This is a genomic window from Kocuria sp. UBA5001 (assembly GCF_002398425.1).
GTDB lineage: Bacteria > Actinomycetota > Actinomycetes > Actinomycetales > Micrococcaceae > Kocuria > Kocuria salsicia.
In genome coordinates this window covers 324,119-347,323 of the sequence record NZ_DGYR01000009.1, presented here as the reverse complement: position 1 = coordinate 347,323, position 23,205 = coordinate 324,119, and the positions used below count along the sequence as shown (strand labels likewise).

Here is a 23,205-nt window from a genome sequence, read left to right as displayed (position 1 = left end):
CAGCCACTCTGGACGAAGGCCGACCGCAGGCACAGCAGGAGGCGCTAGGCCATGGCAATGAATCCGTCGCACTCTATCGTCGCGCCAGAGCGTCGAGCTCCTAGAGAAGCCACAGTCTGCGCCTAGTCTCTTGGGCGGCTCAGGCTCGAAACGTTGATTCGAACGGCCAGCCGACGGCACGGATCGCCTTCGAGCCGGGCAGCAGGCCCTCGCACGCGTCTAGAGGTGACTTGAGGGTGCGACCGAGACCTGGTGGCCGAGCAAGCATCTCTGACGCTGGTCCTCGAAGTACGACATCCTAGACTGAGCTTTCGACACACCGACGTCCGCGCCGGTTCGCCTATCAGGGATACACTCGGAACTGTGGTCAGAAGTTCCATCGCGCCCCGCAGACCCCACCCTTCGGCAGCTATATTCGATGTCGACGGCACCCTCTGCGATGTTCGACCCGTGCGAAAGTATGTGGTTCCGGACGAGACGAATCATCATTTTAAGAAGGACTTTGCCCGGTTCCACCAGGAGTCACTCGGTTGCCGGCCCCATACCCCCGTTCGAGAGTTCGCTCAGAAACTCCACTCCGAAGGCATTCACATTCTAATCGTCAGCGGACGAGGGGAACGCTGGACGGAACTCACGAAGCAGTGGTTACAGAAATGGGACATCGAGTACGAAGAAATCTACCTGCGGCCCGACAAGGACTTCCGCGCCGATGTTCAGGTGAAAACGGACATCGGCGAGAAGATTCTCAGTGCATATTCTCCTGTCGTGGCCATCGATGACGGGGACGACATCATCGGCGTCTGGCGCAGCCTAGCGATTCCCACCGTTCAAGTCCGGGAGGATGGCACACTCGACACGCAAGAATTGGGAGCGCCGATTGGAATGCATGCGTCGGTCATGAATGCGATCAAACAAGGGAGTGTCTCGTGACGGAAGTTCATATCGTCCACAGCGACCTCGTCAAGATCGCTGAGCGCGCGGTCTCGCCGTTAACTTCTGACACACGGATGTTGCTACTCGACCAGGGACAGGTCGCCTCGCTGTACTCGCTCCGCGCAGAGTTCACAAAAAAGCGAGATCATTCATCTGCCGCGACGGCCGGCCTTCATATCCTCAAGCGAGAAGCTCGCGCGTACGCGGATCGACCGAACTTGCGGACGCACGCGAAGGTAATCCTGGGACTTGTCAGTGTCATCCGATCTACGGCATCAGCGCTCGGGTTTGGCGGAGCAACGGCACGGACGATGGCGAGTCGTTTGCTGGAGCAGGTCCCGTCCGTCCCGCAATGGGCAGCACGCTACATACAGGGCGCTCCGCCACGGGAGAATTTCCACGATCTTAAGCGCCTCACTGGTCTCGCGCCGCCCGCGTGGGAAGAAGTCCTCGAACGACTGCACACTCAGACGAGAATTCTTGCGGTTCCAGCCGGGAAACTAGTTGCCGACTCTGTGAGCGCGCGTGTCGATCTCGACGTAGCGCGCAACCTATCGAAGATTGCGTTCTCCGAAGAGCAAGAGGATATCGGAGCACTTCCGGTCTATGACCGATCAGAATCCGATATGCGGCTCATCTCGGTCACGGTGGCGGGCTTCAGAGGATCCGCAGCAGAAATCTCGATGACCTTAACGAAGAACAGCAAGCCAGTCGATCTTTTGCTTTGGGGAGACAATGGCGTTGGAAAGTCTACGCTCATCGACGGCATCGAGTTCGCCCTGCAAGGACGCATTGACCGATCCGCCGATTTCAATAGCAGCCTCCGAGCCAAGGTACGGAATCTCTCGGTTGAGCAGGCCCGTGCCGCAGTCACGCTTAGCGACGGAAGTGTGGAAAGCCGGAGCCTCGTACGAAGCGAAGAGGGTCGTGATCACGCTTCTCGCGAGCCAGTGCGCCCCGGCTTCCGGCTTGCGCCAGTCGCGATCCGCCGGGCGGACATCCTCCGATTCCTCGACACCGAAGCACTGGCCCGAGGCACGATCTTCTTCGACTACTTCCCTGATCCGGCCGGCGAGTTGGGAGCTCGGCCCGATGAGGAGCTCAACATGCTCCGCGAGGAGCAATTCAGTTTGCGGGTCGCACGCGATGAGCTTTCGAATGAAATGCGGGCCAAGTATCCGCACGCTTCTTGCGACTTCTCCAACAAAAAGCATTTAGACGAGTTCGTGAAGGAACTTCTCCAGGAAATTGATTCTGATGGCGTCGTGGACCCGATCGATGCACTACCCGAGTCGGTCCGTGACCTCATCTCCGGCCTCCATCGGACGCAGGCTCGTCTCGCCCAGATCAAGAAGAAATTAGCAGCTGGCGTTCAGAGCCTGAACCCTAGAGCGTACAACGATCAGCAAGCGAGAATTGTACCTGTCCTTCAAGCGATCTCAGAGGATCTTACTAACAGCTTCGCGCGCATCACTCGTGCAGATCACGTCAAGACGATCAAGGTTCTCGTCGGCAAGTCTGGTCCCGTCAGTCTCGATGTCGTTATTGAGTTCACCAACGGCTCCGCGGCACTACCTCAGCAGACCTTCAGCGAGGGGTATCGCGACTTGATCGCGCTTCTGTTCTTCCTCGCCGTGACGAAGCGGGCCGGCGACCTAGGGCAAGCGCGGGTTCTGGTGCTCGACGACGCACTGCAGAGCGTGGACGCATCTGTGCGGCTCGACGTGATGGACTTCGTTCTAGAGAACTTCAGCGATTGGCAGCTGATTATTACCGGTCACGACCGCTCCTGGTTAAACCAGCTGCGCCGTCTCTATCAGGCTCACCAGCGGTCTTTCAACGAGCGCATGATTACGCGATGGACGTTCGATAGGGGGATCGAGCTTAGTGACGCGGACGGAAGCATCGCCGATGACGTCAGGGAAGGGATCAGGCGGGGCCGAGCAAGAGCAACGGCCAGTGCGACCGGGCTACTCCTAGAGCAGATCTGTCAGGAACTCTCGTGGCGGTTCGAGATCAGCATCCATAGGAAAGAAGGAGACAGGTACACACTTGGTGATCTCTGGCAGGGAGTCGAGAGCCGGCTGCGGAAAACATCGATCGCCGAGGCCGTGAAGACGGTACACATGCGACTGACGATCCGGAACCTTCTCGGAGCCCACTACAACGACTGGGCTGAAGAGATCCCCTGGAGCGAAGTCGAGCAATTGGCGAGCGCGGCTCTAGAGATCTACGACAGTACTTGTTGTAGTGGGTGCGGGGATTGGGTCCGCAAGAGCGGTGCGTGCCGGTGCGGGAACCTCACCCTCAACCAATAGACGGGCAAGTCGGGCTGTTGCAGGATCAGACGACGGCCCGTCATTCCCACAGCCCCCATTGGACTTGTCCGACGGTAGGCGGCAAAGCGAAAGTCCACCACGTTCCGGCACAGAGCAACCTCTGGATCGACAGGTGGCGCGTCCGCCGCGGTCGCATTGCAGCTGCGGGGGCAGGAGCGCGAACCGCTTCAAGCTCAACCCCGTGACTGCCAGCTGATGGGCCCCACTTGAGTCACGCGCGTAACGGACGGCCCTGAAGCATCTATGTCGACCTTAGTACCCTAGAGCTATGTTTCGAATCCCGTCATGGCGCGGTGGACGACGGGCGAGCGGGGGCCATCCGCGCGACGCGACCACGCCCGTCAGCTCACCCGAGCCGAACCCAGATCACGCATGGAAGACACTCGCATTGATGAACGAGTGGATTCGCCACTCGGATGCGAAGGCCGGCGTAACGCTGGCCTTTACTGGGGTGATGGCAACGACGACGTTCAACCTCGCAAAGGACTTTACTCCTCGGACTGCGCTGTTCGACACTCTCGTTGTGATCGCCTGCTCCTTGCTTCTCATCACCGGCGCTATGTGCGGATGGACGCTGACACCGAGAGTGAAGGACAAGGATGCAGATCGGGACGCGATCAACAGGCTCTTCTTCGCCAGCATCGATCGAAACTTCAGGGGCAAGCGACAGGAGTACAGCGAGGTGCTCCACACACTGACCTCTGACCCTGTTGAGCTGACGAAAGATCTCGCTGACCAGATCCATGTCAATGCTCGGATTGCCACGGTGAAAGCGACCGCCGCAAAGTGGTCCATTCGGTGCGCTCTCGCTGCAGGAGCCGCGATCGCAGTCCTGTCCCTCGTTGTCGGCAACGCGAATAGCTAGGGCGCAAATGGACGGCAATTACAGACCATATGATTGGACGGCCAGCTCGGCCCGGATCAAAGCGATCCTGGATCAGCCTGCGGGGGCGTACGAGGAGGTAGACGGGCTCCCTGACCGGGACAAGCTCACGTTCTCCAACGGCTTCTACGGCATGTGCTCGGCGATCTTCATTGACATCCGAGACTCATCCGGCCTGACGTCGAAGCACAAGAGGCCCGTTCTTGCGATGATCTACCGGTCGTTCATCTCGGAGATGGTTGCAGTCCTGAATTCCGACCCCTATGTGCGCGAGGTGAATATCGTCGGCGACTGCGTGTGGGCCTCCTACAAGACGACGCAGGTCAACCACATCGACGATGTGTTCGCTGTCGCGGCGCAGGCCAATACCCTCGTGAAGCTCCTAAACCACCACTACGAGAAAGCAGGGATCACCCAGCTCAGCATCGGCATAGGCGTCGAGTACGGGCGGGTCCTCATGATCAAGGCGGGGTACAGCGGCAGCACGATCAACGACGTCGTGTACATGGGCGACGTCGTTAACAGGGCAGCCCATCTGGCGCACCTGGCGGGGCGTGGCTGGGGTTCGAGCCCGATCGTCGTCGGCGACGTCTTCTACTCGAACCTGAACGAGAACAACAAGAGCCTGCTACGCCCGCAGTGGACGTCCAGCATCGGAACTGTGTACCAGGGAAATCCCATCATCCCTCCGATGGACGACTGGATCAGCTCCCTCAGTTGAGATCCGGCGTCAGACCGACCACCAGAACGTCGACCCGTAGATCTGATAGCCCATGTCGGAGGTACCGAGGTCAGTCCACATGTTCCGCTTCGGGTCGCCCCCGAGCTTCGAGGTCTCGTTCAGCTTGCTGTAGACGTCGGCGGTGATGTAGGTCGGGTAACGAGGATCCAGCGCGGCCAGCTTCGCCGCATTGTTTGCCGCGTTCCCGACCCACACCAAGTCGTTGCTGCCTCGGATGCCTGTTCGGGCGACGAAAAGCTTCGAGGTATCGATGCCAACCCGCTGCTTGAGCACGAAGGTGTTCTTCGGGTACTTCTCGGCGATCTTCGCTGCCACGATCTTTTTCGACGCCCAGTTGATCTGCAACCCGCACTTCGCAGCGTCGGTGTTCTTCGATTCTCCGATGAACACACCCATGACACGGTCCCCGTCGTAGGCGGTGATGATGCCGCCCCGCGCTCGAATGATCTTGGCTGCACAGTAGAGATAGCTCTTGTAGACTTCCGCAGCGAACCAGTCCTTGCGCCCCTTAACCATCTTCGTCGACGACGCAAGATCCGCGTAAAGGACGGTTGCGTCGAGCTCGACGGCAAGGTTCTTCAGCGGAAGGTCATCGGCGTCGGGCACCTTCTGGCCTGCGCGACGCTCCCACTGCTCGTCGACGGTCTTCTGGACGTACGCATCCAGTTCATCTTTCAGACTCATGTCGAGGCTCCTCCCCATGCTCACTATCCGTTCGCTTGATCAGCTTGGTCTCTGGGCGACGTCAAGGGGCGCAGAAAAAGGGTCCGTTCGCGACCTGTCATGGACGCCAGAGATTAAAGCGCAAAACGAAATTCCACCACGTCCCCATCCTTCATCACATACTCCTTGCCCTCCATGCGCACCTTGCCCGCGGCCTTCGCGTCGGCCATGGATCCGGCGGCCATGAGGTCGTCGTAGGAGACGATCTCCGCCTTGATGAAGCCCCGCTCGAAGTCCGAGTGGATCACCCCGGCGGCCTTGGGTGCGGTGTCGCCCTGGTTGATGGTCCACGCGCGGGCCTCCTTGGGGCCGGCGGTGAGGTAGGTCTGCAGACCCAAGGTGGAGAAGCCCACGCGGGCCAGCTTGTCCAGGCCGGACTCGTCCTGGCCCTCCATCTCGAGCATCTCGCGGGCCTCTTCCTCGGAGAGCTCCACCAGATCCGCCTCGAGCTTCGCGTCCAGGAACACGCACTGAGCGGGAGCCACCAGCGCCTCCAGCTCGGACTGGCGATCCGGCGAGGACAGCACGCCCTCGTCCGCGTTGAACACGTAGATGAACGGCTTGGCTGTGAGCAGGTTCAGCTCGCGCAGGTTGTCGGTGTCCAGCTTCTCGGGCCCGGCGGCCTCGAAGATCGTGCGGCCCTCCGCCAGCACCTTCTCCGCGGCCTGGTACGCCGCGAGCTGTTCGGGCGAGCCCTTCTTGATCTTGACCTGCTTCTCCAGCTTGGGGATCGCGTTCTCCAGCGTCTGCAGGTCCGCGAGGATCAGCTCGGTGTTGATGGTCTCACGGTCCGAGGCCGGGTCGATCTTGCCGTCCACGTGGATCACGTCTGGATCGTCGAACACGCGGATGACCTGGGCGATCGCGTGGGCCTCACGAATGTTGGCCAGGAACTGGTTGCCCAGTCCCTCCCCCTCGGACGCACCCTTCACGATGCCCGCGATGTCCACGAAGGACACCGTGGCCGGCACGATCTTCTGCGAGTCGAACAGCTCCGCGAGCTTGTCCAGCCGCTCGTCCGGCAGGTTCACCACGCCCACGTTCGGCTCGATGGTCGCGAACGGATAGTTCGCGGCGAGCACCGTGTTACGCGTGAGCGCGTTGAACAGGGTTGATTTTCCGACGTTCGGCAGACCGACGATTCCAATAGTAAGAGCCACGGTCCGCCATCTTACCGGGGCCGCCCGACGACGCCGCCACGCGACTCCGCGGCCCACCCCACCCCTGACACATGTCACGCCCCACTCGTGACAATCAGCAGTTCAGCGGCGACCCGCCGCACGGGACTCTGGACCCATGAACACCACACACCCACCGCAGCCCCACTCCCCCGCCATCCAGGTGCAGGACGCCGTCAAGACCTTCCGCACCCGCTCCGAGACGGTCCGCGCCGTGCAGGGTGTCTCGCTGGAGATCCCGCGCGGCGGCGTCGTCGCCCTGCTGGGGCCGAACGGCGCCGGGAAGACGACCCTGCTGGACATGGTGCTCGGCATGAGCGAGCCCACCTCCGGCGCGGTGAGCGTGTGCGGCGAGCGCCCGCGCGCGGCCGTGGCCCACGGGAAGGTGGGTGCGGTGCAGCAGGTGGGCGGGCTGCTCGCGGACCTGAGCGTGCGCGAGACCGTGACCATGATCGCGTCTCTCTACCCGCACCACCTGCCCGTGGACGAGGCGCTGGAACGGGCGGGGGCGGCGTCGTTCGCGCGCCGGAAGGTGGCCAAGTGCTCGGGCGGGCAGCAGCAGCGCGTCCGCTTCGCCCTGGCCCTGCTGCCGCGCCCCGAGCTGCTCGTGCTGGACGAGCCGACCGCGGGCATGGACGTGCAGTCCCGCACCGAGTTCTGGGACGCGATGCGCGCCGAGACCGAGCGCGGACTCACGGTCGTGTTCGCCACGCACTACCTCCAGGAGGCGGAGGACGTCGCCGAGCGGATCGTCCTCATGGATGCCGGGCGCGTCACGTTCGACGGCTCCGTGGACGAGCTGCGCTCCATGTCTCGGCACCACACCGTCTCCTTCGTGTGGCCGGCGGGCGAACCGCTGCCCGAGTTCGCGGGCGCTGCCGTCTCGCGCCGATCGGAGTCCCGCGTGCACCTGCGCACCGAGGACGCGGACGCCCTCGCGCGCGAGCTGCTGACCCGGACCCCCGCGAGCGCGCTGGAGATCTCCCGCGGCGGCCTGGACGAGGCGTTCGCGGCGTTGATCCATCGAGACGACGCGGCCGCGTGACCCCGCGCGCAGCGCACCGCGGGTGACCGCACCGTTCTCCCGCCCCCTCCCCTCGCCCCGCAGCTCGTGCGTTTATAACCGCACCCAGACCCCAAGGAGCCCGTCATGTCCCTGACCTACACCGCCCACGACGTCCTGCGGAACGTCCGCGCGATCCCCAACCTGGTGTTCGTGGCCCTGCTGCCCGCCGTGCTGTTCATCCTGTTCGGCGCGGTGCAGGGCTGGTCCGACGCCCGCCTGCCCGGGGGCAACGTGTCCGCGTACGTGATGGTGTCGATGGCCGTGTACGGGGCCGTCACCGCCACCACCGCCATCTCCGCCGGCGCGGCCGTGGAACGGCTGCAGGGCTGGGGCCGGCAGCTCGCCCTGACTCCCATGGGCACGGGCGGCTACGCGGCCACCAAGGTGGCGGTGGCCCTGCTGATCGCGGTGCTGCCCGTGGTCATCGTGTTCCTGGTGGGGGCGTTCACCAACGCCTCGATGGACGACCTCTGGCGCTGGGCGCTGGCCGCCGTGCTGTGCGTGGTGGTCTCCGTGGTGTTCGCCCTCTACGGGCTTGCCGCAGGCCTGATCTTCCGCTCGGACACCGCAGTGGGAGCCGCCACCGGCGCGCTGGTGGTCTTCGCGTTCTTCGGCAACGTGTTCATGCCGCTCTCCGGCGGGATGCTGGCCGTCGCCCGCTTCACCCCCATGTATGGAATCGTGGGCATTGCCCGCTATCCCGTGACCGGAGGAGAGGTGGCCACCATGGGCGGTGCCCCGCAGACCGACAGCCTGCTGTGGCTCGTGGTCAACGCCGTGGCCTGGGCCGCCGTGTTCGGGATCATCGCGCTGCTGGCCGCCCGGTCCTCCACGGGCCGCCGATGAGCGCCCCCACGGGGACCGCCCCGCGCCCACGCACCGAGGAACCCGAGCACCATTGGTCCGACCTGCTGTTTGCCACCGTCTGGCTCGTGTTCCTCGTGATCCCCGCCGCGGCACTGCTGCAGAGTGACGAGCCGATCTGGGCCAGTGCCCTGGGACTGCTCGGACTGGCCCTCTTCGCCGGGCTCTACACGGTCTCCTGGATCCGGCAGATCCTGGTCCCGCGCCTGAGCGTGCTGGGCAATGCCGTGCTGTGGTGCGCGGTCCTGCTGGTGCCGCTCACCCTGTTGCTGCCGGCCTCGCCGTGGGGCATGGCCTACACGGCACCGTTCTTCGTGGCCGTGTGCGCGTTCCGACTGCCCTTGCGCCAGGGCATCCTGGCCTCGCTCCTGATCGAGACGGCCGCCCTGGTTCCGCTGCTCATGCTGCTCCCCCGGGAGCAGTGGTTCTGGCCGCTGTTCGGCCTGGTCCTGCCCGGGCCGATCATCCTGCTCTCCCGCTTCGCCGTGGAGCGCTCCGAGACCCACGAGCGCCTGGCCCGCGAGCTCGAGATCTCCCGGCAGCGCGAGGCCGTGGGCCGGGACGTCCACGACATCCTGGGCCACTCCCTCACGGTCATCACCGTCAAGACGCAGCTCGCCCAGCGGCTCGTGGAGGCGGACCCGCAGCGCGCCGTCGCCGAGCTGGACGACGTCCTGGCCCTGTCCCGCGAAGCCCTCACGGATGTGCGCTCCACGGTCGGCAAGCTGCGGGACCTGGACCTGGGCGTGGAACTCGTCCAGGCACGCGCGGCCCTGCGCGCCGCCGGGATCACCCCGCACCTGCCGTCCTCGGTCCCGCCCCTGGACGCCGCCACCCGTTCCGCGTTCGCGTGGATCCTGCGCGAGGCCGTGACCAACGTGGTCCGCCACTCGGGCGCGGCGCACTGCCGCGTCACGCTCACCAGTTCCTCGCTTCGCATCGCGGACGACGGCGCACGGACCGCGGGTGCCCCCACTCACCACTCAGCCCGGACCGACACCCTGGCTAGTCCGGGCGGCGCGGCGCCCTCGACGAGCCGTCCGAGCACCGACGACGCCGCGGCGGATGCGCCCGACCGGGCCGGTGTGGGGCGCGTCGGCCCGGACCCGCAGCGGCCGGTGCGGGCCGGGTACCGCGGTGAGGCGGCGTCGTCGTGCTCCGGGACCGAGGCGCGTTCCGAGGCCGGCGCCGCCGGACCGGCGCTTCGAGAGGGCAACGGCATCCGCGGCATGAAGGAGCGGGCTCGGGCTGCGGGATGTGAGGTGACGGTCGCGCGGGATACCCGGGGCGGCACGATCGTGGAGGTGTGGCGGGCATGACCGAGATCCGAGTGCTGATCGCGGACGACCAGGCCCTCGTGCGCGCCGGACTGGCCGCTCTGCTGGGCCTGGAACCGGACATCACCGTGGTGGCCCAGGCCGCCGACGGTGCCGAGGCGGTCGCTCTTGCCGGGGAGCTCGCCTTGGACGTGGCCCTGCTGGACATCGAGATGCCCGGCCTCACCGGGCTGGAGGCCACCGAGCGAATCGTGGCCGCCGGGCGCGGGACGCGGTGCCTGATGGTCACCACGTTCGACCGCCCCGGCTACCTGCGGCGCGCGTTCGATGCCGGTGCGTCCGGCTTCGTGGTCAAGGACACCCCCGCTGCGGAGCTCGCAGAGGCCATCCGGAAGGTGCACGCCGGGCTGCGCGTGGTCGATCCGGCGCTGGCCGAGAAGTCCCTGCTGGCCGGACCGAACCCCCTGACCCCGCGGGAGCAGGACGTGCTGCGGGAAGCGTCCCACGGGGCCTCGGCGGGGCAGATCGGGCGGGCCCTGCACCTCTCCGCAGGGACGGTGCGCAACCACCTGTCCTCGGCGATCGGCAAGACCGGAACCGCCAACCGGACCGAGGCGGTGGCCGTCGCCGCCCGCAACGGGTGGCTGTAGCCCTCCGGATCCGGTGACGAGCTCCGCCGGGGCGCTTATGCGTGTCGGACGGGATTGTCATGGTGAGCGCATGGATGCTTCGGTGATGGCTCAGGTGTGGTGGTTGTGGTCGCTGTTCGCCCTCGTGGTGGGTGTGGTGCTGGGGTACGTGCTGGCCCACCAGAAGTCCACGGCGCTGGAGACCGAGCTGGAGGATGCCCAGGGGCAGAGGCTCGCCGCCCTGCAGGACGCCGCCTCCGCGCGGGCCGCGGCCGAGCAGCTCGAGCAGCGTGTGGAGTCCCTCGAGGCGCGGGCCGTGCAGGACCAGGACGTCATGCGCGCGCTGGCACCGCTCAACGACCAGCTCTCCTCCGTGGGGCGGCACGTTAACCAGCTGGAGCGGGACCGTGCACAGCAGTTCGGGGCCGTGGCCCAGGCCCTGGAAGCGGCCCGCACCACGGACCAGCAGCTGCTGCACGCCACCACCTCCCTGGAGGGCTCCCTGCGCTCCACCACCGCCCGCGGTGCATGGGGTGAAATGCAGCTGCGCCGCGTGGTGGAGGCCGCCGGGATGACCCGCCACGTGGACTTCACGGAGCAGACGGTGCGCGCCACGGAATCCGGTATCCAGCGCCCGGACATGGTGGTCAACCTGCCCGGCGCGCAGACCGTGGTGGTGGACGCGAAGGCCCCCATGTCCTCCTACCTGGACGCCCAGGCCGTCCCCGCGGACGGCTCCCCCGAGAACGAGCAGCGCCGCGCCCAGCTGCTCGCCGCCCACGCCAAGGCCCTGCGGGCGCACGTGAACACGCTGGGCACCAAGAAGTACTGGTCCGCGGAGGAGAACTCTCCCGAGCTGGTGATGTGCTTCGTCCCGGTCGAGTCCGCCCTGGCCGCCGCGCTGGATGCGGATGCCTCCCTGCTGGATCACGCGGCGCGTGCGAATGTGGCCCTGGTGTCCCCGGTGTCCCTACTCGCGTCCCTGAAGGCCGTGGCGTTCAGCTGGCGCCAGGCCACCCTCACGGACAACGCGCGAGAGCTGTACCGACTGTCCCGGGAGCTCTACGACCGCATGGGCTCGGTGGGCAAGCACCTGTCCGACATGGGCGGGTCCCTGCGGCGCTCGGTGGAGGGCTACAACAAACTCGTGGGCTCCATGGAGTCGCGCGTGCTGCCCTCGGCCCGCAAGATCGCGGAACTGGACCCGACCGTCACGGGTGCCGGAACCCTCGACACCACCCCCGTGGACGCGGTGCCCCGGCCGCTGACGGCCACGGAGTTCGTGGAGGACTGACGCGGCTCAGCGGGAGGGCTTGGTGCCGCGGCCGCCCAGACCGCGGGCGGTGTCCCCGTCCTTGGCGAGCTTCGCGCGCAGCTCCTTGGGCAGGGAGAACAGGATGTCCTCCTGGGCGGTCTCCACTTCCTCCACGGACCCGTAGCCGTACTCGGCCAGCAGCTCCAGGACCTGCTGCACGAGCACCTCGGGTACGGACGCACCGGATGTCACCCCCACGGTAGCCACGCCCTCGAACCAGGACTCGTCCACCTGGTGGGCGAAGTCCACTCGCTCGGCGCGCGCGGCGCCGTACTCCAGCGCCACCTCCTTGAGCCGCACGGAGTTGGACGAGTTGGCCGATCCCACCACGATCACCAGGTCCGCCTGCGGGGCGATCTCCTTGATGGCCGCCTGGCGGTTGGAGGTGGCGTAGCAGATGTCGTCGCTGGGCGGGTCGATCATGTTCGGGAACTTGGCCCGCAGCCGGTTCACCGTCTCCATGGTCTCGTCCACGCTCAGGGTGGTCTGGGAGAGCCACACCACCTTGTCCGGGTCGTTGACCTCCAGGGTGTCCACGTCCTCCGGGGAGTTCACGATCTGGATGTGCTCGGGCGCCTCCCCGAACGTGCCCTCGACCTCTTCATGGCCCACGTGGCCGATCAGGAGGATCTCGTAGTCGTTCTTCGCGAATCGCACGGCCTCCCGGTGCACCTTGGTGACCAGCGGGCAGGTGGCATCGATGGTGTGCAGGTTCCGGTCCTGGGCGGACTGCACCACAGCCGGTGAGACGCCGTGGGCCGAGAACACGAGCATCGCGCCCTCGGGAACCTCATCCGTCTCCTCCACGAACACCGCCCCGCGTTCCTCGAGGGTCTGCACCACGTGCTTGTTGTGCACGATCTCCTTGCGCACGTACACGGGAGCACCATAGTGCTCCAGGGCCTTCTCCACGGCAATCACCGCACGGTCCACCCCGGCACAGTAGCCGCGCGGTGCGGCGAGCAGGACCCGGCGCTCCCCCGTGACCGGGGCGGCCGCGGCGATCTCCTCCGGGGTACGGCGCACCCTGGGGACGGTGGGCATGGAAAGGTCAACCACTGTGGACATGCCTCTTATGGTAGGTGACCGCCCTGGGGCGCACCACGGCCAGGATCACACCGAACAGCGCCACGGCGCCCGCGCCGAGCATCCCCGTGACGCTCGAGGTGACGAAGGACTCACGCAGCTGCGCCACGATCTGCTCCGTGACCACGTGCGCCACAGGCTCGACGGCGGAGGCGTCCACGAGCTTCTGGGCCGAGCTCAGCGCCACGGCGAGCACCACGCCCGTGAACAGCACGCCGGACAGTCCCACCCCCGCGAGCGCGAGCCACCGGCGGGGTGCCACCACCAGCGCGAGCACCGCCAGGATCCCGGCGAACCACGGCAGCGCGTATCGCCACTGCGCGAGCTGCACGAGGGTGTCCACGACCACACCGGTGTGGGCGCCCGGCACGGTGATGGTGAGGTTTTGGTCTGCGATCCCCGGGGAGAACCCCACGGTCTTCTCCACCTGCTGCTCCACCGCCGCGCCAAGGGCGGAGACGTCCACCACGAACTCGTCCGGTGCCTTGCCCGCGCTCGCTGTCACGGGGACGTTGGCGTCGTGGGTGTCGTCGAGCACCTGGATCCAGGTGCCCTCCTGCTCGGGCGCGGTGAGCCATTGCTGCGCCGCGTTCACGGCGGAGTCGCGGACCCGCTGGAGCACGCCGTCGAGGGCGTCGATCCCGGTTCCAGGGGTGTCGCCAGCGTGGAGCGTGGCCTGGTCCACCAGGGTGCTCACCAGGTCCTCCTGGAACGAGGTCTGCGTGACCACGGAGGCGGCCGTGTCCTGGAAGCCCGAGGGCGAGAGCACGTGGTCCTGCAGCCACGAGATCCCCAGCCACAGGGCGAAACCGGCGCCGGCCAGCAGGGCGCACAGTGCAGCCGCGAGACTGCGCAGCATCGGTGGACGTGGGGAGTGCTCGGGGGTGCTCACCACTCCACTCTAAGGAGAATCCACTGTGCGTGTCCTCGGCGGATGGTAGTCATGTCCCATGAACACCTCGTCCTCCCCCGAAGGCGCCGGAGAGCAGGAACGCCCCCCGGAGCTGCCCAAGCTGGCCCGTGACACCACGCCCGAGAACCCCTGGCCGCTCAGCACGCTCTCCCACGCGCTGCACGGCTGGGTGCAGAAGGCCCCGGACGCGTGGGTCGAGGGCCAGGTGATCGAGGTCAACCAGCGCGCCCGCGTCTCCTACGTGACCCTGCGGGACCTGCAGGAGGAGGTCTCGGTGAATGTCACGCTCTTCCAGCGGGAGATGGCCCGGCTGGAGCGTCCCCTCGAACGCGGCTCGCGCGTGGTCGTGAACCTCAAGGCGGACTTCTACGTCAAGACCGGGCGGCTCTCGATGCTCGGCAGGGACATCCGTCCCGTGGGTCTCGGGGACCTGCTGGAACGCCTCGAACGGCTGCGCCGCGCCCTCGCGGAGGAGGGCCTGTTCGACCCCGCCCACAAGAAGCGGCTGCCCGTCCTCCCCCACCGGGTCGGGCTGGTCACCGGGCGGAACTCGGACGCGGAGAAGGACGTGGTGCGCAACGCCACCAACCGCTGGCCGGGAGTCGAGTTCGAGATCCGCGAGGTCCCGGTGCAGGGCACGGGCTCGGCGAAGGCCGTGATCCAGGCGCTGCAGGAGCTGGACGGCATGGACGCGGTGGACGTCATCGTCATTGCCCGTGGCGGCGGCGCGTTCGAGGACCTGCTCTCGTTCAGCGACGAATCCCTGCTGCGGGTCGTGTTCGCCGCCCGGACGCCGGTGGTCAGTGCGATCGGCCACGAGAACGACCAGCCCCTGCTGGACTACGTGGCGGACGTGCGGGCCTCCACCCCCACGGACGCCGGCAAGCGGATCGTCCCGGACGTCCAGGACGAGCGGCTGCGCCTTCTGCAGGCCAGGGCCGCCCTGGACCGCGCAGTGAGCACGCTGATCGACCGCGAGCAGCAGGGCCTGGCCACCATGCGCTCGCGGCCGTCCCTGTCCCAGCCGGACGGCATGATCCTCATCCGCGAGGAGGACCTCGACCGCTGGCGCTCCCGCGCGTGGTCCGCGGCCAACGCGCAGACCCTGCGCGCCAGGGATGCCGTGGGCCAGATGCGGGCCCGCGTCCGCGCGCTCTCACCCCAGCAGACGCTGGACCGCGGGTACGCGGTGGTCCAGACCGCGGACGGTTCCGTGCTCACGGACGCCGCCGACGCCGCCCCCGGCCAGTCCCTCTCCGTGCGTCTTGCGCGCGGCGAGCTGGGCGTGGACGTGACCTCCAGCAGCACGAGGCAGCCCGGAGAGCACTGACCGGGCGGCCACCCCCGCACCCAAGCACGAGCGCAACAGAGCGCCAGAGCACCATCCCGCACCTCACCGGAAGGAACCCCCATGGCACAGCAGAACCAGAACGCAGACACGCAGCAGAACGCCGGATCCCCGCACAACGCCCCCGGCACCGGCCCGGACCTCTCGGACGTCGACGGCCTGGGCTACGAGCAGGCCCGCGAGCAGCTCGTGGACATCGTCTCCCGGCTCGAGGCCGGCGGCACCACCCTGGAGGAGTCCCTGCAGCTGTGGGAGCGCGGCGAGGCACTGGCCACCCGCTGCGAGCAGTGGCTCGACGGCGCCCGGGAACGCCTCGACGCCGCCCGCGCCCGTCGTGAGGACCGGGAGCAGGCGGCGTCGTCGAACGAGTGACGCGCGTGCGGCGCTACTGCTGGTAGGTCGAGAGGAACTCCCCGAGGCGGTCCAGGGCGGTGTCCAGCATGTCCACGGCGGGAAGGGTGACCAGGCGGAAGTGGTCCGGCCTGCCCCAGTTGAAGGCCGTGCCGTGGCTCAGCAGGATCTTCTGCTCCTTGAGCAGGTCCAGGGCGAAGCGCTCGTCGTCCACGATGCCGAACTTCTCCACGTCCAGCTTCGGGAAGAGGTAGAGCGCGCCGTGGGCCTGCTCGCACGTGATGCCGTCGATCTCGTTGAGCTTGCGGTGGGCGATGTCACGCTGCGCCTTGAGCCGCCCGCCCGGCAGGATGAAGTCGTTGATCGACTGGTAGCCGCCGAGCGCCGTCTGGATGGCGTGCTGCGCAGGGACGTTTGCGCACATGCGCATGTTGGCGAGCAGCTTGATGCCCTCCAGGTAGGACTCCGCGCGCCAGTTCGGCCCGGTGATTGCGAGCCACCCGGAGCGGTAGCCGGCCACCCGGTACGCCTTGGACAGGCCCGAGAACGTCAGGCACAGCACGTCCTCGCCCGTGAGGCTCGCGGTGTTGACCATCTCCGCACCGTCGTAGGTGATCTTCTCGTAGATCTCGTCCGAGAACAGGATCAGATCGTGCTCCTTGGCGAGGTCCACGATCTTCTGCAGGGTCTCCCGCGAGTACACCGCACCCGTGGGGTTGTTCGGGTTAATGATCACGATGCCCTTGGTGCGCTCCGTGATCTTGGAGGCCATGTCCTCGAGGTCCGGGTTCCACCCGTTCTCCTCGTCGCACAGGTAGTGCACGGGCGTGCCGCCGGACAGCGCCACCGAGGCGGTCCACAGCGGGTAGTCCGGGGAAGGGATCAGGATTTCGTCGCCCGGGTTGCACAGCGCCTGCAGGGTCATGGTGATCAGCTCGGAGACGCCGTTGCCCAGGTAGACGTCGTCGGTGTCCAGGTTCATGATCCCGCGCGTCTGGTAGTACTGCACCACCGCGGTGCGCGCGGAGTAGATGCCCCGGGAATCCGAGTAGCCCTGCGCGTTCGGCAGGTTCTTGATCATGTCCACGAGGATGGCGTCCGGTGCCTCGAACCCGAAGGGAGCGGGGTTGCCGATGTTCAGGCGCAGGATGCGCTGGCCGGCGGCCTCCATCTTCTCGGCCTGCTCCAGCACGGGCCCGCGGATGTCGTAGAGGACGTTCTTCAGTTTGTCGGACTGGTTCACCTTTGCCATGGGCTCAGACTACTCGGCACTCCCGCGGCCGTGACCCAGCTCCAGGCCACCGCGCGGTTCGCCCCGGACGGGCGGGGCGACGTCGTCAGCGGGGCTGCTCGCGCACGTAGGTGGCCGCTTTCTCCGGCGTCATGGCGGGCGAGCTGCCCCCCGCCAGGCGCGTGATGGTGGTGAGGTCCTCGGACGTGAGGTCCGCGGACACGGCGTTGACCGTGGCCGCGGCGTCGTCGCTCAGAGAGTCGGAGCCGATCACCACGGCGCGCTCCGGGCGGAAGAGCCTGTCCGGGTCGTCGAGGGCCACGAGCCCGTCGTCCTCGATCGCGGGATCCGTGGAGGGCAGCACCGCCGCCTGGACGCCGTCGCTCAGCAGCGCGTCCACGAGTTCGCCCGTGCTGCCGTACTCGGGCGTGGCCCTGGGCGTGCAGTCGTAGTACGCCTTCAGTCCGCGCTCCCCCTGGGCGCTGGCCGCGTAGCCCGTGGGCATGCCCACGCTCAGCTGCCCGCAGTGCGTTCCCACGGAGTTCAGATCCCCCAGCGAGTACTTCGCGCCGGTCACCGCCGTCACCACCATGCGGTCCGTGCGCTGCGCACCGGAGGAGTCCAGCAGCCGGATCCCGCGCGGCAGGACGTCCGGCAGGGCGCGGTACACGTCGTCGTCGGACGGGCCCGTCTCGCCCGTGATCCCCAGGAACTGGCCCAGGGAGTCCAGCAGGCCGCGGGGCGCGTCCGAGCTGGCGACGGGCGTGGCCGACGCCGCGGGGGAACCGCTCGCACTCGGCTGCGGCGTCTCGGGGGTCTCGTGCTGCCGGGCGTAGACGTAGAGGTCGCCGGTGAAGTCGGGAACCATCGTGGCCCGGCCGTCCTGCAGGGCGTCCACGATCTGCTCGCGGGAGGAGCCCACGTCCACCACGGTGGCGTTGACCCCGTCCGCCTGCAACCGCTGCTGGTAGAGGTGCGCGAGCACCTTCGTCTGCACGTCCACGCCGGTCGCGATCTTCACGGTGCCGCCGTCCGACGACGCTGCCGAGGCCCCGGTCTGCGCGCCGTCCCCGCCGTCCTGCGGTGCAGCCTGCCCGCAGCCGGCCAGCGCAAGCGCGCCGAGGGTGAGCACGGCCACCGCGCGAACGCGCACCCCGGGGTTCACCGGTCCCCGCCGCGCCCGGGCTCGGTGGAGACGTCCTGCTCCGCGATGCGCTCGGTGGGGGTCCGCGCCGCGCCCAGACGGTCACTGAGACCCGCGAGCCGCAGTGCCTGGTCCACCAGGTCCAGCCGCGGGGTCGAGCCGACCTCCGCGAGCGGGATCCAGGCGACGTCGTCCGAGGAGCCGTCCTGCTCCACCGCCATCTCCCCGCCGGTGACGTGCGCCGTGTAGATCACCCGGCACGCGTGGTTGCCGCGGTCCTGGCCGTCCAATCGCTGCTCGGGGGTCATCCAGTAGCTGTGCACGTCCACGAGCCCGTCCGAGTCCACGCGGAAACCGGTCTCCTCGAAGACCTCGCGGACCATGGTCTCCGCGGGCTGCTCCCCCGGTTCCATGCCCCCGCCGGGAAGCGTCCACGCACCCTCGAAACCCGGGTGGCGGGGGTTCCAGTGGGTGAGCAGCAGCTGCTCGTCACGGATGATGAGGGCGTAGGCGCCCACGCGGGAGTCGAAGGGCTGAGTCATGGGCGCCAGTCTACTGACGGGCCCCTGCGGTCCCTGACAGTCGCCGTCGGGGCCCATAATGGCCGGGTGAGCATCGTGGAGAGCGCCATCTACCGAGACGGCCGCAAGGTCGAGTCCCCCCAGTCCCTGCAGGACACCTACCGGCTGCTGCAGACGGTCATGGACCGGGCCCAGCAGGACTGCGCGCAGGACGACCACGCGGACACCGTGGTCGCCTGGATCGGGCTCTACCGCCCGTCCAGGGAGGAGATCGCGTCCCTCACCGAGCACTTCCAGCTCCACGAGCTCGCCGTGGAGGACACCGTCCAGGCGCACCAGCGGCCCAAGATGGAGCGCTACGGGGAAACCCTGTTCACCGTGATCCGCCCGGCGGTCTACCAGGACGAGTCCGAGACGGTGGAGATCGGGGAGATCCACATCTTCACCGGCCCGAACTTCGTGATCACCATCCGCCACTCCGAGTCCAGCGGTGTGGGCAAGGCCCGCAAGCGGGTCGAGGCGGATCCGCAGCTGCTGTGCTTCGGACCGGACGGCATCCTCTACGCGCTGCTGGACCAGATCGTGGACGACTACTTCCCCGTGCTCAGCGGCCTGGAGAACGACATCGACGAGATCGAGGACTCGTTGTTCGCGGGCGAGTCCAACGTCTCCCAGCGCATCTACGAGCTGGCGCGGGAGGTCAACGAGTTCCACCGCGGCGTGGCGCCGCTCAGCGAGGTGATGCGCCGCTACTTCGCGGGCTTCACCAAGTACGGCACGCACGAGGAGCTGCAGCACCGGCTGCGGGACGTGCTGGACCACGTGATCCAGGTCAGCGGCAAGCTGGACTCCATGCGCTCCTCGCTCACGGACGCCATGAGCCTGGACTCAACCCTCACCACCGCGCGGCAGAACGAGGCCGCGATGGTGCAGAACGACCAGATGAAGAAGATCTCCTCCTGGGCGGCCATCCTCTTCGCCCCGTCCATCGTGGGCTCCATCTACGGCATGAACTTCGAGAACATGCCCGAGCTGCACTGGACCCTGGGCTACCCCTTCGCCCTCGTGCTCATGGTGCTCGTGGGCGTGGTCCTCTACGCGGTGTTCAAGATCAAGGACTGGCTGTGAGCGCACTCCCATCCGCCACCTCTAGCCTGGCAGGGATGGACAACTGGGAATTCTGGCTCGACAAACCCTTCCGCGTGGCCCTGGTGATCGTGGGCGCGGTGGTGGTCTCCGCCGTCGCGCGCCTGCTCATCCGCAAGATCACCCGCGGGATCGCGCGCGGCACGCAGTCGCGGATCGTGCGGCGCTTCGACCACGGGCAGGCCCGCTGGGTGCAGGACTCGGGGATCGCCGCGGAGCGGCAGGCCCTGCGGGCACGCACGATCGGCGCGGTGCTCTCCTCCGTGTCCTCGCTGGTGGTGTGGGCCATCGCGATCCTCATGGTCATCTCGGAGCTCGGGTTCAACATCGCTCCCGTGCTCGCTTCGGCGGGCATCGCGGGCGTGGCCCTGTCCTTCGGCGCGCAGTCGCTCGTGAAGGACTACCTCTCCGGGGTGTTCATCGTCGCGGAGGACCAGCTGGGCATCGGGGACTCCGTTGACCTGGGTGAGGCCATCGGCACCGTGGAGAACGTGGGGCTGCGCGTGACCCAGGTGCGGGATGTGAAGGGCACCCTGTGGCACGTGCGCAACGGCGAAATCCTGCGCGTGGGCAACCAGTCCCAGGGCTGGGCGCGCTGCGTGCTGGACATCCCCGTTCCCTACGACACGAACATCGACCTGATCGCGGACATGATCGCCCACGAGGCGCAGATGGTGCGCGACGATCCGGACATCGGGCCCAGCATCGTGGAGGACCCGGAGGTGTGGGGCGTGGAGAACGTCACCGGTGAGAACATCACGCTGCGCCTGGCGGTGAAGACCGCGCCGCTGCAGCAGTGGGACGTGGCCCGCGTGATGCGCGTGCGGATCAAGAAGATGCTGGACCGCGAGGGCCTGCGGATCCCGGCCACCAACCAGGTCACCGTGCGCACCGGCTCGGAGCCCGAGATGCAGGGCGATGCGCCCACCACCTCGTTCCCCGTGCCGCGCGTGCCGACCACCGGCAACCTGCGCACCACCCCGGTGTTTCCGCACCCCGCGGACGCGGACAGCCACACGCCGGACGGGCGCACCCCCAGCCGCGAGGAGACGGGCGGCGCGGGCACCACGTCCTCCGAGCGCCGCGGGGACGGCTGAGCACTTTCAGCGGCGCTTCTTGTTCCGCCCGTTCTTGACCTTGCGCCCCGGCTTGCGGCGCAGGCCCGGCTTGGTGCTCGCGCCAGCCTTGGCCCAGCCCCCGGACTGGGCCTTCGCGGCGGGCTTCTTGGGGGTCGACGACGCCGCTGCCACCGGTTCCACGCGCTCCTTCGCCGTGGGCTGCTCGGCTGCCTTCTTCTCCCGCTGCTCGGACGACGACGCCGCGCGGCCGGCTTCCTCCCGCCCGCTGGTCTCCTTGCGACCACGGACCACTCCCACGAAGCGCTGGACGGCGTCCTCGGTGTCGTCGTCCAGACCCTTCGGCCACACGAGGGCGACCGGAACGGTGGGGGCGTCCGTCAGCTCGCGGGTGGTCACGTCCTTGCGGGCGTGCAGCCGGGCCACGGACATCGGGAGGACCACGGGGCCCACACCGGCGGCCGCGAGCTCGACGGCCATGGCGGCGTCGTCGATGTCCGCGTGGGGCTGCGGCGTGGACTCCTCGGTGAGCTGCGCGACGGTGAGGGTGTCGAGGACGCCCAGGACGTCGTCGGTGCTCAGCACCGCAACCCGCAGCTCGTCGTAGAGCGGCACGGCGTGGTGGGTGGTGCGCAGGGACTCGAGCGATGGGTCCGCCGGGCTCCAGCCGAGGCGCACGAAGCATGCGGTCACGCTGCCGCCGTCGAGCGCCTCACGCCAGCCGGCGGCGGGGACCAGCTCGTCCCGCAGCACCGGGCGCATCCGCCGCTCGCGCCACCGCCCGAACCACTTGCCGGGCATCACACCGGGCACGTAGCCGATGGTGAGGCCGTGGCGGGCATCCGTGGGTTCGGATGCGGAGGGCGCCTGCGCGGCGTCGTTCCCGGCGCTCTCCTGCGGGGTCTCCCCTGCGGTCTCCGCGGGGGTCTCGTGGGCGGTCTCGACGGGCTCGGACAGCGGCACGGTGGGGTCTTCGGCGGTCATGCCACCAGCCTAGGCGCCGCGGCGCACGCGACCCGCCACGTCCGCCCCACCGGCTGATGTGCGAAAACCGGCCGGGAGGACTAGAGTGTTCCCTGTTGTTCGGGGCTTTAGCTCAGTTGGTAGAGCGTTTCGTTCGCAATGAAAAGGTCAGGGGTTCGATTCCCCTAAGCTCCACAGTCCCAGGAAGCCCGTTCCCTCCCCGGAGGGAACGGGCTTCCTGCGTGTGTGATGGACCCGAGGTGCCCGCCCCCGCCGCCCGCACCGTGGAAGTGGAGAGAATGACCGACGAACCGATGAGCCCCGAGCCCGCCTCCCACACCGCACCGGAGGATCCTCGCGCGGCTGCGTCGCGCTCCCGTCCCACCACGTCGGGGGAGCCCACAGACCCCGCGGGACCTGTGGACCCGGTGGCACCGGCCAGCAGCGGCGTGCAGTGGGGCGAGGTCCTGCGCAACGCACTGCTGGTGCTCGTCCTCTTCGTGATGCTCTGGCTCGCGTTCCACGTCAAGCTGCCCTCGGCGCAGGTCCTGCGGGACCAGCTGGACGGCTGGGGCGGCCTGGCGTGGGCCGCGTTCATCGTGTTCTACGCGGCGCTCGCCGTGACCCCCATTCCCGTCTCGGTCCTGGCGATCGCCGGGGGCGTGCTGTTCGGCGTCGTCGAGGGCAGTGTGCTCTCGGTGATCGGCGCCATGCTGGGCAGCTGGGTGGCGTACTGGCTCGCTCGCGGCCTGGGGAAGGCCACGGTCAGCAAGCTGCTCGGCAGCCACGCGGCCACCGTGGAGGAACGCCTGCAGGAGGCGGGCACCTCGGGCACCTACCTGCTGCGCCTGACCCCGGGCCTGCCCTACTGGGTGGTCAACTACGGCAGCGGCGCGTTCGGGGTCTCTCAACGGTCTTTTCTGATCGGCAGCGCCCTGGGCACCGTCCCGGGGCAGGTCTCCCTCGTCGCGATCGGTGCGTTCATCACCGAGCCCACGGTGATTCACGGCACGGTCATCGGCGTGGCGTGGGTCGTCGTGCTGGTGCTGACGCTGCTCGCCTACCGGGAACTTCGCCGGGCACGCAGGGCCAGGGTATCGACGTCGGCGAGCGGCACCGCCGAGGGCCGCCCCGGCCAGTAGCCCGGCGGCTCAGCGGCAGCGCTCCTGCGAGTCCGCCGTGACGTCCGCCGATTGCCCGCGCACGTTCCGGAAGGTAGTTCGGTACGGGAGATTCCGTGGCTTCAGCCTCCGGGCACTGCCCGGCGCGGCGCAGCGGACGGGCAGGTGGATGAGCACGCTGTTCGCGCTCACCCCGAACAGACCCAGCAGCACCACGCGCACCACGGTGGCCGGGGTGGACCCGGTGAACAGGGTCGTGGCGAGCAGCACGACGGCGGTCGCGGCCACCCCCGTGCGTCGAAGAGGCGGCAAGCTGCCGCGAGGATGCGGTCCTTGGCGGGCTCTCGGGTGCGGGT

At 67.8% G+C, this 23,205-nt stretch carries 23 protein-coding genes and 1 tRNA gene; 15 read left to right on the top strand and 9 right to left on the bottom strand.

All coding sequences use genetic code 11. The features are described from left to right. Window positions 1–252: 252 nt before the first annotated feature. From B3G12_RS05575 to B3G12_RS05560, 4 genes are all read left to right on the top strand, one after another. Window positions 253–930 (top strand): HAD family acid phosphatase, encoded by a 678-nt coding sequence (locus B3G12_RS05575; protein ID WP_349678114.1) that lies wholly within the window; start codon window positions 253–255, stop codon window positions 928–930. Next, window positions 927–3,251, top strand: a complete 2,325-nt coding sequence (locus B3G12_RS05570; protein WP_290499532.1) for an AAA family ATPase — start codon at window positions 927–929, stop codon at window positions 3,249–3,251. The genes B3G12_RS05575 and B3G12_RS05570 overlap by 4 nt, the downstream gene beginning before the upstream one ends. A 412-nt stretch (window positions 3,252–3,663) precedes the next feature. Then, window positions 3,664–4,137 (top strand): Pycsar system effector family protein, encoded by a 474-nt coding sequence (locus B3G12_RS05565; RefSeq protein ID WP_290499531.1) that lies wholly within the window; start codon window positions 3,664–3,666, stop codon window positions 4,135–4,137. A 7-nt stretch (window positions 4,138–4,144) separates the two neighbouring features. Then, entirely contained in the window at window positions 4,145–4,876 is a 732-nt protein-coding gene (locus B3G12_RS05560) for an adenylate/guanylate cyclase domain-containing protein (protein ID WP_290499530.1), read from the top strand. A 9-nt stretch (window positions 4,877–4,885) separates the two neighbouring features. On the opposite strand, the gene B3G12_RS05555 is transcribed toward B3G12_RS05560, so the two are convergent. Both B3G12_RS05555 and ychF read right to left on the bottom strand, forming a co-directional pair. Further along, a complete protein-coding gene (locus B3G12_RS05555) occupies window positions 4,886–5,581 on the bottom strand; it encodes an adenylate/guanylate cyclase domain-containing protein (protein WP_290499529.1) in 696 nt (231 codons plus the stop codon). A 113-nt stretch (window positions 5,582–5,694) separates the two neighbouring features. Next, complete coding sequence (gene ychF / locus B3G12_RS05550) at window positions 5,695–6,780, bottom strand: redox-regulated ATPase YchF (RefSeq protein WP_290499528.1); 1,086 nt, start codon at window positions 6,778–6,780, stop codon at window positions 5,695–5,697. A 136-nt stretch (window positions 6,781–6,916) separates the two neighbouring features. Here ychF and B3G12_RS05545 point away from each other — a divergent pair, with 136 nt between their 5' ends. From B3G12_RS05545 to B3G12_RS05525, 5 genes are all read left to right on the top strand, one after another. After that, window positions 6,917–7,843, top strand: a complete 927-nt coding sequence (locus tag B3G12_RS05545) for an ABC transporter ATP-binding protein (RefSeq protein ID WP_290499527.1) — start codon at window positions 6,917–6,919, stop codon at window positions 7,841–7,843. Between the two features lie 105 nt (window positions 7,844–7,948). Next, entirely contained in the window at window positions 7,949–8,710 is a 762-nt protein-coding gene (locus B3G12_RS05540; RefSeq protein ID WP_290499526.1) for an ABC transporter permease, read from the top strand. After that, window positions 8,707–10,047 carry a sensor histidine kinase gene (locus tag B3G12_RS05535; RefSeq protein WP_290499525.1) on the top strand — a complete coding sequence of 447 codons (1,341 nt, stop codon included), beginning with the start codon at window positions 8,707–8,709 and terminating at the stop codon, window positions 10,045–10,047. The genes B3G12_RS05540 and B3G12_RS05535 overlap by 4 nt, the downstream gene beginning before the upstream one ends. After that, on the top strand, window positions 10,044–10,655 hold the full coding sequence (locus B3G12_RS05530) for a response regulator transcription factor (protein WP_144941908.1): 612 nt from the start codon (window positions 10,044–10,046) through the stop codon (window positions 10,653–10,655). Before B3G12_RS05535 ends, B3G12_RS05530 begins: the two co-directional genes overlap by 4 nt. Window positions 10,656–10,725: 70 nt before the next feature. Then, window positions 10,726–11,928, top strand: a complete 1,203-nt coding sequence (locus B3G12_RS05525) for a DNA recombination protein RmuC (RefSeq protein WP_244944706.1) — start codon at window positions 10,726–10,728, stop codon at window positions 11,926–11,928. A gap of 6 nt (window positions 11,929–11,934) precedes the next feature. On the opposite strand, the gene B3G12_RS05520 is transcribed toward B3G12_RS05525, so the two are convergent. Together B3G12_RS05520 and B3G12_RS05515 are read right to left on the bottom strand one after the other, a co-directional pair. Beyond that, window positions 11,935–13,017: a 4-hydroxy-3-methylbut-2-enyl diphosphate reductase gene (locus B3G12_RS05520; protein WP_144941906.1), complete on the bottom strand. Its 1,083-nt coding sequence runs from the start codon at window positions 13,015–13,017 to the stop codon at window positions 11,935–11,937. Then, the gene (locus tag B3G12_RS05515) at window positions 13,001–13,927 is read right to left on the bottom strand and encodes a hypothetical protein (RefSeq protein WP_244944707.1); all 927 of its coding nucleotides are present in this window, start codon (window positions 13,925–13,927) and stop codon (window positions 13,001–13,003) included. The genes B3G12_RS05520 and B3G12_RS05515 overlap by 17 nt, the downstream gene beginning before the upstream one ends. A gap of 58 nt (window positions 13,928–13,985) precedes the next feature. Between B3G12_RS05515 and xseA the strand changes: the two genes are divergently transcribed. After that, a complete protein-coding gene (gene xseA / locus B3G12_RS05510; RefSeq protein ID WP_290499523.1) occupies window positions 13,986–15,278 on the top strand; it encodes an exodeoxyribonuclease VII large subunit in 1,293 nt (430 codons plus the stop codon). Between the two features lie 81 nt (window positions 15,279–15,359). Beyond that, entirely contained in the window at window positions 15,360–15,668 is a 309-nt protein-coding gene (locus tag B3G12_RS05505; protein WP_144941902.1) for an exodeoxyribonuclease VII small subunit, read from the top strand. Window positions 15,669–15,681: 13 nt separating this feature from the next. Here the strand turns inward: B3G12_RS05505 and B3G12_RS05500 are convergent, their stop codons facing one another. The 3 genes from B3G12_RS05500 to B3G12_RS05490 form a co-directional block, all read right to left on the bottom strand. Continuing rightward, a complete protein-coding gene (locus B3G12_RS05500) occupies window positions 15,682–16,899 on the bottom strand; it encodes a pyridoxal phosphate-dependent aminotransferase (RefSeq protein WP_144941900.1) in 1,218 nt (405 codons plus the stop codon). A gap of 85 nt (window positions 16,900–16,984) precedes the next feature. Then, entirely contained in the window at window positions 16,985–18,031 is a 1,047-nt protein-coding gene (locus B3G12_RS05495) for a glycine betaine ABC transporter substrate-binding protein (protein WP_244944708.1), read from the bottom strand. Window positions 18,032–18,039: 8 nt separating this feature from the next. Continuing rightward, entirely contained in the window at window positions 18,040–18,564 is a 525-nt protein-coding gene (locus tag B3G12_RS05490; protein WP_144941896.1) for an NUDIX hydrolase, read from the bottom strand. A 66-nt stretch (window positions 18,565–18,630) separates the two neighbouring features. Between B3G12_RS05490 and corA the strand changes: the two genes are divergently transcribed. Next, the gene (gene corA / locus B3G12_RS05485) at window positions 18,631–19,671 is read left to right on the top strand and encodes a magnesium/cobalt transporter CorA (RefSeq protein WP_290499522.1); all 1,041 of its coding nucleotides are present in this window, start codon (window positions 18,631–18,633) and stop codon (window positions 19,669–19,671) included. Window positions 19,672–19,706: 35 nt separating this feature from the next. Further along, entirely contained in the window at window positions 19,707–20,786 is a 1,080-nt protein-coding gene (locus B3G12_RS05480; RefSeq protein ID WP_290499521.1) for a mechanosensitive ion channel family protein, read from the top strand. 6 nt (window positions 20,787–20,792) lie between these two features. Here B3G12_RS05480 and B3G12_RS05475 read toward each other — a convergent pair whose 3' ends face one another. Beyond that, the gene (locus B3G12_RS05475; protein WP_145009777.1) at window positions 20,793–21,749 is read right to left on the bottom strand and encodes a LysR substrate-binding domain-containing protein; all 957 of its coding nucleotides are present in this window, start codon (window positions 21,747–21,749) and stop codon (window positions 20,793–20,795) included. A 101-nt stretch (window positions 21,750–21,850) separates the two neighbouring features. Here B3G12_RS05475 and B3G12_RS05470 point away from each other — a divergent pair. Together B3G12_RS05470 and B3G12_RS05465 are read left to right on the top strand one after the other, a co-directional pair. Continuing rightward, window positions 21,851–21,923: transfer RNA gene (locus B3G12_RS05470), tRNA-Ala, on the top strand. A 104-nt stretch (window positions 21,924–22,027) separates the two neighbouring features. Further along, window positions 22,028–22,870, top strand: a complete 843-nt coding sequence (locus tag B3G12_RS05465) for a TVP38/TMEM64 family protein (protein ID WP_157053172.1) — start codon at window positions 22,028–22,030, stop codon at window positions 22,868–22,870. A gap of 9 nt (window positions 22,871–22,879) precedes the next feature. On the opposite strand, the gene B3G12_RS05460 is transcribed toward B3G12_RS05465, so the two are convergent. Next, entirely contained in the window at window positions 22,880–23,137 is a 258-nt protein-coding gene (locus B3G12_RS05460) for a hypothetical protein (protein WP_290499520.1), read from the bottom strand. Window positions 23,138–23,205: the final 68 nt, after the last annotated feature.